This window comes from Companilactobacillus jidongensis (assembly GCF_003946575.1).
GTDB classification, from domain to species: Bacteria; Bacillota; Bacilli; order Lactobacillales; family Lactobacillaceae; genus Companilactobacillus; species Companilactobacillus jidongensis.
On record NZ_RHOP01000017.1, the window covers coordinates 57,282 to 67,571 of the forward strand.

Here is a 10,290-nt window from a genome sequence, read left to right on the forward strand (position 1 = left end):
GACTTATTCATGGATCTAAAACAATTATTACTAAAAGACGCCATGATCATGGATCTTAAAGCTACTACTAAAGAAGAAGCTATTGAGGAAATGGTCGACAAGTATTACCAAGTTGGAGTTATTAATGACAAAGACTTGTACAAATCAGATATTTTAAAACGTGAAGCGCAAACAAGTACTGGTATTGGTGATGGGATTGCCATGCCACATGCTCGTGATAAGGCTGTACAACGTGCTACAGTATTATTCGCTAAGAGTGCCAAGGGAATCAATTTTGACTCACTTGACGGACAACCAGCATTCTTGTTCTTCATGATTGCTGCTCCAGATGGTGCTGACAATCTTCATTTGCAAGCACTTGCTGCTCTATCATCACTATTGATCAACCCAGATTTAGTTGCTAACTTAAAGAAAGCAACTACTGCTGATGAAGTTCAAAAATTATTCGATGATGCAATGGCCGCTAAAGAGGCTAAAGATAAAGCTGATGAGGAAAAACAAGCTGCTAAAGATGCTGCCGCAAAAGCTGCTGAGGCATCAGGTTCAACTGAAGATCAAAAACCTTACGTTGTTGCCGTAACTGCTTGTCCAACTGGTATTGCCCACACCTACATGGCTGAAGCTGCTCTTAAAGAACAAGCTGAAAAAATGGGTATTGACATCAAGGTTGAAACAAATGGTTCTGAAGGTGTTAAACACAAGCTCACAGCTGCTGAAATCAGACGTGCTACTGGTGTTATCATTGCTGCTGATAAAAAAGTTGATATGCCTCGTTTTGATGGCAAACACTTGGTCAACCGTCCCGTTTCAGATGGTATCAACAAAGCTGAAGAACTTATCAATTTAGCGACAGAACAAAAAGCCCCTATCTTCCACGCTGAGGGTGGAGCTGCCGCAAATGATGAAGAATCTACAGAATCAAAATCACTTTGGTCAAAGATCTATGCTGACTTAATGAACGGTATTTCTAATATGCTTCCATTCGTTGTTGGTGGTGGTATCTTAATGGCTATCTCATTCTTACTTGAAAGTTCAGTCGGAGCACACTCACAGTGGTTCTTATTCTTCAATAACGTTGGTAACTATGCATTTAGTTTCTTAATTCCTGTTCTAGCTGCTTATATTGCTGTTTCAATCGGTGATCGTCCTGCCTTACTACCTGGTTTCGTTGGTGGTTATATGGCATCACAAGCTACTGCATCAGTTGTTTCGTCTAAGAGTCCTGCTGGATTTATCGGTGGTCTACTTGCTGGTTTCATTGCTGGTTGGACTGTTGTTTACTTGAAGAAGGCTCTCAAGAATCTTCCTAAGTCATTAGATGGTTTGAAACCTATCTTGCTCTACCCTGTTCTAAGCCTTCTGATCGTCGGTGCTTTAATGTACTTCGCGATCGATCCTGTCTTCGCCGTCGTAAATCACGCCATCACAGCTTTCCTTGAATCAATGGGTACTGGTAATGCCGTTATCCTTGGTACATTGCTTGGTGGTATGATGGCTGTCGATATGGGTGGCCCATTCAACAAAGCTGCTTATACCTTCGCTATCGGTACATTTACTGCTACACAAAATGGTGCCTTGATGGCTGCTGTTATGGTTGGTGGTATGATTCCACCTCTAGCAATCGCTATTGCTACAACATTCTGGAAGAACAAGTTTACTGAACAAGAAAGACAAGCTGGTCTATCTAACTATGTTCTAGGTATCTCATTCATCACTGAGGGTGCCATTCCATTCGCTGCTGGAGATCCACTTCACGTTATCGTATCAAGTGTTATCGGTGCTGCAATCGGTGGTGGTTTGACACAACTATGGGGTGTCAACGTACCTGCGCCTCACGGTGGTATCTTCGTTACACCACTTGCTAACAAACCATTAATGTACTTGCTAGCAGTTATTATCGGTTCTGTAATCTCAGGTGTCATCTACGGATTATGGAAACCTGCTAAAAAAGCTGAAGAAGTTGAAAAATAATTACTAACTAGAGCATCTGCTTAACTGCAGATGCTTTTTTGTACATTCTCACTTCAATTGTTGGTTTACCTTCTATCACTGGTATTATAAAATTAAAGTTATATAGCAATCAGGGGGTTTTAGAATGCACAATCAAGTTACAATGAGTCGTTCACAATATCGTAATCAAAATAAAAAAAAGAAACCTTTATTTAAAAAATGGTGGTTTTGGTTACTAATTGTTATCTTAGTAGCAGCTATTGGAACTGGATATTACTACTATCAAGATAATAACTCAGATACCAAAACTGAATCCTCCTCTAAAAAAAATAAATCTGCAAAGAAGAAATCTTCCCAAGTTAAAAAAGCTAGCGGTATTAGACTCGATAATTATAATGGAATATATTTAAGTCAAACTGATGGATTATCACTAGCTAGTCTCCAAAAATTATTTGGTAACTATTCTTCAAGCTCCGACAGCACAATTGGTGATGTTCAAGCCACCTCCTATACCTGGAAAAAGATTGCTAACGGCGATCTGGGAGCATCCCTTATTGTTGGATTCGTTAATGATCACGCCATTAGCAAATCTATCTCTGGATTAAAAGTATCTCGTGATAAAAAAATCACTCTCGACCTTTACAACCAAATCCAAAATGGCCAGTCAGAACAAGACGTTATTAACTTACTGGGAAAACCAAATGGTTATTCAGAAACATCTGTCGAGAACACGGCATCCAAAGTCTACTCATACACATCAGATGTCAAAGGTGACATTGGTGCCAATATCGTTATTACTTTTACAGACGGTGCAGTCAGCAGCAAGAATCAGCTAAGCGTCCAATAATATCAACTATCAAAAAAGGATTCAATCTAATCTCCACAATTAGATTGAATCCTTTTTGGCTCACTTTGTTGAATCTCGCTCATAAATATGAACCGGTATAAGTTGCTGATTATTCTGTGACTTTGTTTTACTATTGACACTTTCCTCAATACGCTGAACACCAACTACTCCCATTTTGTAAAAATCTTGTGACACACTAGTAAGTTGTGGCTGAACTATTTGACACATTTCGGTTCCATCAATGCTGATAATGGATACGTCATCAGGAACATGCAATCCCAGGCTACGTGCTTGGTTAAGAGCGCCGATTGCTGCCATATCACTAGCAGCCACTATTCCGGTTAATTCGGTGTCTTTGCCGTAAGCTTTCATCGCTGATTCACCAGCTGTATAACTGTAATCACCTGACTGAATCCATGAATCCTCCGGTACAATGTTTACCTCACTAAGAGCTTTCTTGTAGCCAGCCAATCTTAATCTTCCAGTATAAGGATATTTATCGATAGCAGCTAAACCAATTCGCCGATGTCCTTTATCAATCAAAAATTTAGTAGCCTCATAGCCGATTTCCATATCGTCGGAACTGACAAAAGGACGATCATCATCGAATCCCATCGATAAAAAACAATACGGAATATCTGATTCTTTCAGCATATTCAAATTGTCATCCGACAAAGCAATCGACAATAATAGGATTCCCATTACCGGACGCTCAATCACCGTCAATAGAGCCTTCCTCTGTTCCTCTGCACTGGCACTATTTGAATAAACAACAATCAAATTGTAACCGTGCTTAGAAGCTTCTGACTGAATCCCATCGATTATTTGACCAGCGAAGTTAGTCTTAACTGAACTAACGACTGCCGCAATAACATTACTTTGTTTCTTTACTAATTCAACGGCTGCCTGATTTTTTTTATAACCCAGTTCTCGGGCGGCGGCTTTGACTTTTTCTGCTGTTTCCGAAGTATAATACTTTGATTTGTTGGATAAAACACGAGAGACGGTTGACGGTGCCACTCCAACTTTACGTGCTATATCTTTAATCGTTGCTGACATTCGACCGTCTCCTATTGATTTAATTAATTATAATTTTACTTCTATTTTCCTTCATGAACAATTGCAACTGAGAAACCACCAATAACCATTGCAACGAAACCGATGATCATCATCATGCTTTGACTACTTCCAACCATTGGGAAAATAATAAAGCTAGCTAATGAACCAATGATCTGTGGTAGACAAACTGCTATATTGAATAATCCTAAATATGATCCATTATTTTTACCATTCAATGATGTTGTCAACATAGTAAATGGTAATGTGTTGATTGTAAAGTTACCAATACCATATAATGCAAAAGCTAATAATGCGATCCATTGACTGTGTGTTGTTGCAACAATAATAATACTGATTGCGTCAGCAAACAATCCAACTGAATACCATAACTTACGTTGAGTTGCCTTAGTTTTAGCGTAGAACAAGCCCCACAATAAAGCCGCAACACTATAGAAGGCAGTCATTACACCGTACCAGTTACCAGCAGCTTGGAAACCAGCTGAAGAAGGATTAGTTGTATTCCAGATGTTATTTGCCATAGCGCCTGTAGCATAAGTCCATGTGTACATGATTCCGATCCAACTGAATAGTTGAACAATTGATAATTCCCAAAATGCTCTTGGAGCACTCTTTAATAATTTCCATAAACTAGGTGTTTCTACTTTTTTTGTTGTATCTAACTTATGATACTTAGCATATGTTTCTGGATCATATTCTCTAACTTTGAAGATCGTTACTAAACTAGTAATCAATAACATCCCTGCACCGATCAAATATGCCCAAATGACAGTAGCTGGGACTTGACCTTTAGGTGCAGTATTCGTCATGCCAAATTTTGTAAGGATGAATGGTAACAATGCGGCTAAAATACCACCTGCATAACTAAAAATTTGTTGCCATGACCATGCAAGGTTCTTTTGATCCTCATTGACCATATCACCCGCAAGCATTTTGTATGGTGCGAGACAAACATTACTAAACAGATCCATTAGAGCAATGGCAATTGCCGCATATACCAATGCTGTCATCGAACCATATCCAAACCCAAATGATCCTGTAAATGGCAATAGAACCATCACAATAACTGTGATCGGTGCACCTACAATTAGATAAGGAATTCTTCTTCCCCAACGTGTCCAAGTACTGTCAGAATACTTACCTAACAATGGTTGAACGAACATTCCTAATAGTGGTGGCAGTAGGAAGAACCAGCCCAAACTATTAGGATTAACACCGATAGTTTGCGTAATTCTACTCATTTGTGATCCTTGCAATGTAAATGCCATATTGACGCCAATACAGCCAAAGGTCATCGCAAAAATCGTACTCATTGGTAATTTTGGTAATGCATTATCGAAGCCAAAAGTTTTTTTCTTCTCTTTAGGTGTTTCTAATGTATCAGTCGACTTTTCAGTTCCGGCTTTCATCATAATAATTCCTTCTTCTATCTAAAATTGATAAACCTTAGCTTCGTACGGACGGATGTCATTACCTAAGTCATCTGAATAATTGCTGATTAATAGTTTGGCATTATCTGGTACTTCATACGATCTATTTAAGTTTTTATTTGTATAGTTAAGGATAATTAACAACGTAGTATCCTTATCTCTTCTTGTATATGCGTACACTTCGGGATCCTTGTCATTGCCTTCAACTAATTCGTATTTACCGTCAATAATTACAGGCATTGTATGACGTAATTTGATAAGTTCTTGATAATAATAAAAAACTGAATTTGGATCTTTTAATGCTTGCTCAACATTGATTTCTTTGTAACAAGAATTCATATGTTCCCAAGGTTTCCCAGTTGAAAATCCCGCATTTTCACTTGCATCCCATTGCATAGGTGTACGCGCATTATCTCGACTGTGCATCCCCATATACTTCAACATTGTTGGTCCATCCAAAAGATGTTGTTCATCCACAATCTGATGGTATGAATTGATTGAATCCAGATCGACATAATCACTTAAATTCTTAAAGTAAGCATTAGTCATTCCAATCTCTTCACCTTCAAAAACAAACGGTGTTCCTTGTTGGAAGTGCAACATTGTAGCTAACATTTTGGCACTCAATACCCGATATTCTTCAGTCGTATCATTACCAAATCTTGATACAACACGTGGTTGATCATGGTTATTCCAGTATAGTGAGTTCCAAGCCTCACCATACAATGACTTCTGCCACTTGGTGAGATTATCTCTTAAATCACTTAAAGCAACTTTGCGATCAGACCAACGGCCGAGCGCAGGATTCTTATTGCCATCTAAGCCCATGTGCTCAAATTGAAAGACCATATCTAGTTCTGCACCACTAAGATTTGCATACCTCTTAGCCTCATCAGTTGTAACTGCGGGTGCTTCACCGACAGTTACCGTCTTGTGATTACTCATGACATTTTTATTCATCTCTTGTAAGAATTCATGAATTCGATGACCATTCGCAACTAGTGGTTCTGGATTGGCATAAAGTTCATCTTTTTGTTTCAACGCATTAGGCAAACCCTCTGGTTTAGAAATGTAATTAATAACATCCATGCGGAAACCATCAACACCCTTGTCTGCCCACCAATTCATCATGTCAAATACTGAATGACGAACATTTGGATTTTCCCAATTCAAATCCGGTTGTTCTGGCGCAAACAAGTGCAAATAGTATTGACCTGATTGTTCGTCGTACTTCCAAGCAGGGCCCATAAAAAATGAACCCCAATTATTAGGTGCCTTACCATCCTTGCCATCACGCCAAATATAATAATCACGATATGGATTATCTTTGCCCTTACGTGATTCTTGGAACCATTTATGTGCGTCTGATGTGTGATTTACAACAAGATCCATCATAATTTTTAATCCTAAGTCATGTGCTTTCTTAAGTAACTTATCAAAATCGTCCATATTACCAAAGTCAGGATTGATTGCCTGATAATCTGAAATATCATAACCATTATCAACTTGAGGTGATTTGTAAATTGGACTTAGCCAAACAATATCAACTCCCAATTTTTTGATGTAGTCTAATCGTTTGGTAATACCAGGCAAATCACCAATTCCATCTCCATTACTATCCTGATAACTAGCTGGATAGACTTGATATACGACTGCGTTATTCCACCATTTTTCCAAAATATATTTTCCTCTTCTGTTTCAACTTTTTTTATTTCGCAAGTTAAGCAAACGTTTGCGCAATTAGAATGTAACCCCTTCCACATTTTTTGTCAACGACTTATTTGAAATCATTTTGTTATCATGCACAAAAAATACCGTATTCATTATATAAATACGGTATTTTTTACGTTCTATAATTTTTATATACTTTTTAACCTTTAGAATATTTCTTATGAAAATCAGTACTAGCCAACGTAATTTTAATCGTTTGTGCAGTTGTCTTGGAAATACCTAATGCTGTTAACTCCTCAATCGAAGCATCCTTCATTTTTTTAACCGATCCAAACTTCTTTAAAAGTTTATTTCTAGTCTTAGGACCAACTCCTTGAATCCCATCCAATCTGGATGACAAAGCATTCTTGCTTCTAGTTTTACGCTGAAAAGTAATCGCAAATCTATGAACTTCATCCTGAATTCTTTGAAGTAAATAGAATCCTTGGCTCTTACGATCAAGTGGAACAATTTCTCCGGCTTCACCAAAAATCAAATGTGAAGTATTATGATGATTGTCCTTAACCATTCCGGCTACAGGTATTTTAATACCCAACTCATTTTGTAAAACATCCATAACAGCGTGTAATTCGATGATTCCGCCATCCATAAGAATCAAGTCAGGTAAATTTCCTTCTTCCTTAAGAACTCTAGAATAGCGACGATAAACTACTTCACGGGTGTTAGCAGCCTCATCAGCACCAGACTGATGTTCTACTTCACCTTTGATCTTATATTTACGGTAATTACTCTTTTCTGGTCGTCCATCTAGAAACTGAACCATAGCTGAAACTGGATTTGTTCCCTGAATATGCGAATGGTCAAATGATTCAATGACATGACCGTAAGGTAAGTCTAATGCTTCAAATATTTGCTTTTGCGCACCATAAGTCTGACGATTATCCAATTCCATCAATCTAAATTTTTCCTGCAAAACAAGTTTGGAATTATCAGCAGCCATATCCATCAAATCCTTTTTTTGACCACGTTGCGGCGTTCTAAACGGAACATCTAGAACTTCTGAAAGAGTGTCCTTATCTAGATTACTTGGAACCAAAATTTCCTTTGGCATAACCTGATTTCTTCGATTATAAAATTGTAAAATAAACGTCGATAATTCCTCTTCGGGAGAATTGATACATGCGAATACTCTCTTTTCACGTTTCATCAATCTTGCCTGACGAATAAAGAAAATTTGAATGGAGATCCAACCTTTTTCAACATAATAATTAAAAATATCTCGAGGAGTACTATCATTAGAAATGATTTTTTGTTTCTCAACAGTAGTCTCAATATACTTAATTTGATCACGTAATTCACCAGCGCGTTCAAATTCAAGTTCCTCGGAGGCCTTTTCCATTCGTGATGCAAGTTGCAATTTTATCTCACCAACATTACCGCCTAAAAACTTTTTGATTTTCTCAATTTGTCCATTATACTTCTCAATTGGAACATCTTGGAAACAGGCACCTAAGCACTGTCCCATATGATAATATAAACAAGGTCTTCCCATATGTCCCTGACAACGACGTAATGGATAAACTTTTTGTAAAAAGTTCAATGTATTCGACGCAGCCCAAACATTAGGATATGGACCAAAGTAGTAGGCACCATCCTTCTTGATTTGACCAGTTATTTCCATTTTGGGATCACGTTCATTGGTTATTTTAATATATGGATAACCAGTCCCACGTTTCAATTTAATATTGTAGTATGGTTGATGCTTTTGAATCAAAGTAATTTCAAGCAGGAATGCCTCTTTATCATTTGAAGTAATAATCGTTTCGAAATCTCGAATTTCAGAGACTAAACGTTCAGTTTTACCTTCGTGCGAGCTTTTGAAGTACGAACGAACACGATTTTTTAGATTTTTAGCTTTACCAACATAAATAATTTTTGAGTTGATGTCCTTCATCAAGTAGCAACCAGGACGTGCTGGTAAAAGACTTAATTTATGTTCAAGATATTCTGTTGCCAAAAAATATCTCCTTTCAGAATCACAATAATTGTTATAATAGCTCTTTCTATTTTACCTAATCAAAAAAAAGTTGCAAGAATTTGAGATTTTATGCAAAAGGTCTTATAATGTAGTTAATTAAAAGATAAATAAAAAATAACCTGAAAGGGGCTGATACCGATGGGCCTAACAGTGAAACGCGAAGAGAATTTTGGTAGCTTATTTGACAAATTTGCTTCACTTCCCGATGATGTCAAAAAAAACGTAGATCGAGTAGATACTGCGGATAAGAAATCTTCTAAAAACGATAAAGATTCTAAAAGTAAAAAATAACTTCTCATATTTTCAGCTCTTCATCCTACATAGAAGAGCAAATGCCATTTATATTACCGTCCGTTACAAATAAAAACCCTTTTGATAGTTAAAACACCCGCCAACATTGGTTGGCAGGTGTTTTTTTTGTTATCTATTTTAAGAATTAATTACTTGAATAAATTTAGCTTTGATAACAGGCCGTGTTATCATTCGCCCTTTATCATTAGTATAATTCTCAACATCATAAAATTTTCCAAAAACTTGAATTTCATTACCTTCTTCAAGTCTAGAAATACCCTTAGACAAAGTGCTTAAATCATAACTGATTTTTACATCTTTGGAATGATCACTTCGATCTAGAGAAACAATTGCAAAATTTTCGTCTGATTTTAATACTAATCCCTTTTGATAAATTTTAGTATTTTTATAAATTTGTGGATTCTCGTATAAATTGTCAAATGATACATAAACGTAATTGTCTTGTTTAGTTTTGAATTCAGTCTCCGTTAATTGACTCGACATTTCATGTGAATCTTGTTTAACTCTCTGAACTTCAGCCCCAAAAGCGTCAATATTTAATACAAAAGCCCCACAAAGAAACAAAAACAGTAAAATAAACATGACTCTTTTTACCATTAAATTCCCCCAATACTAAAAACTTTATCAAAAGGAGAATCCTAAATCAATGTTTCTTATGATTTAAATAATTTAATATTAATATATAACAGTTCTAACCAAGGTTTATTAACTGAACTTTGGTAATGTTCTCACCACTGGAAATACCTTCAACCACATCAATATATCTCATATCGTGTGGCAATTTGATCTCATAGACATTCGTATAGGTATAAGAACCATCTTCAGTTTTATTAGCTCTGAAATTAACATTTCGTATGCTAATAGAATTTTCTTCAAAATAATTCAAAAGCCGAGTTTACAATTGAAGTGCAACACCCAATGAACTAGACCAACTATAGACAAAAAGGCCATGAAGACCTATTCTT

The 10,290-nt window shown here is 36.7% G+C and carries 9 protein-coding genes; 3 read left to right on the plus strand and 6 right to left on the minus strand.

From position 1 onward, the window contains the following. The first annotated feature begins 9 nt into the window (after window positions 1–9). Both EKM68_RS10540 and EKM68_RS10545 read left to right on the plus strand, forming a co-directional pair. Entirely contained in the window at window positions 10–1,971 is a 1,962-nt protein-coding gene (locus EKM68_RS10540; RefSeq protein ID WP_125590529.1) for a PTS fructose transporter subunit IIABC, read from the plus strand. A gap of 124 nt (window positions 1,972–2,095) precedes the next feature. Continuing rightward, a complete protein-coding gene (locus EKM68_RS10545; protein ID WP_125590531.1) occupies window positions 2,096–2,797 on the plus strand; it encodes a DUF3862 domain-containing protein in 702 nt (233 codons plus the stop codon). Window positions 2,798–2,857: 60 nt separating this feature from the next. Here EKM68_RS10545 and EKM68_RS10550 read toward each other — a convergent pair whose 3' ends face one another. From EKM68_RS10550 to uvrC, 4 genes are all read right to left on the minus strand, one after another. After that, entirely contained in the window at window positions 2,858–3,856 is a 999-nt protein-coding gene (locus EKM68_RS10550) for a LacI family DNA-binding transcriptional regulator (RefSeq protein ID WP_125590533.1), read from the minus strand. 41 nt (window positions 3,857–3,897) lie between these two features. After that, the gene (locus EKM68_RS10555; RefSeq protein ID WP_225422999.1) at window positions 3,898–5,286 is read right to left on the minus strand and encodes an SLC45 family MFS transporter; all 1,389 of its coding nucleotides are present in this window, start codon (window positions 5,284–5,286) and stop codon (window positions 3,898–3,900) included. An 18-nt stretch (window positions 5,287–5,304) separates the two neighbouring features. Beyond that, complete coding sequence (locus EKM68_RS10560; RefSeq protein ID WP_125590535.1) at window positions 5,305–6,981, minus strand: alpha-glucosidase; 1,677 nt, start codon at window positions 6,979–6,981, stop codon at window positions 5,305–5,307. Between the two features lie 193 nt (window positions 6,982–7,174). Beyond that, window positions 7,175–8,992, minus strand: coding sequence for an excinuclease ABC subunit UvrC (gene uvrC, locus EKM68_RS10565; RefSeq protein WP_125590537.1), 1,818 nt, complete (start codon window positions 8,990–8,992; stop codon window positions 7,175–7,177). Window positions 8,993–9,151: 159 nt separating this feature from the next. On the opposite strand from uvrC, the gene EKM68_RS13590 reads away from it, so the two are divergent. Continuing rightward, window positions 9,152–9,304, plus strand: a complete 153-nt coding sequence (locus EKM68_RS13590; protein WP_164509421.1) for an SPJ_0845 family protein — start codon at window positions 9,152–9,154, stop codon at window positions 9,302–9,304. 138 nt (window positions 9,305–9,442) lie between these two features. Here the strand turns inward: EKM68_RS13590 and EKM68_RS10570 are convergent, their stop codons facing one another. Together EKM68_RS10570 and EKM68_RS10575 are read right to left on the minus strand one after the other, a co-directional pair. Continuing rightward, complete coding sequence (locus EKM68_RS10570; protein WP_125590539.1) at window positions 9,443–9,922, minus strand: hypothetical protein; 480 nt, start codon at window positions 9,920–9,922, stop codon at window positions 9,443–9,445. Window positions 9,923–10,016: 94 nt separating this feature from the next. Then, a complete protein-coding gene (locus EKM68_RS10575) occupies window positions 10,017–10,211 on the minus strand; it encodes a hypothetical protein (RefSeq protein WP_125590541.1) in 195 nt (64 codons plus the stop codon). Window positions 10,212–10,290 lie beyond the last annotated feature (79 nt).

Coding starts and splice junctions, on each gene's coding strand:
- EKM68_RS10555 (WP_225422999.1), bottom strand. CDS start 5,286: ATGATGAAAGCCGGAACTGAAAAGTCGACTGATACATTAGAAACACCT.
- EKM68_RS10540 (WP_125590529.1), top strand. CDS start 10: ATGGATCTAAAACAATTATTACTAAAAGACGCCATGATCATGGATCTT.
- EKM68_RS10550 (WP_125590533.1), bottom strand. CDS start 3,856: ATGTCAGCAACGATTAAAGATATAGCACGTAAAGTTGGAGTGGCACCG.
- EKM68_RS10545 (WP_125590531.1), top strand. CDS start 2,096: ATGCACAATCAAGTTACAATGAGTCGTTCACAATATCGTAATCAAAAT.
- EKM68_RS13590 (WP_164509421.1), top strand. CDS start 9,152: ATGGGCCTAACAGTGAAACGCGAAGAGAATTTTGGTAGCTTATTTGAC.
- EKM68_RS10570 (WP_125590539.1), bottom strand. CDS start 9,922: ATGGTAAAAAGAGTCATGTTTATTTTACTGTTTTTGTTTCTTTGTGGG.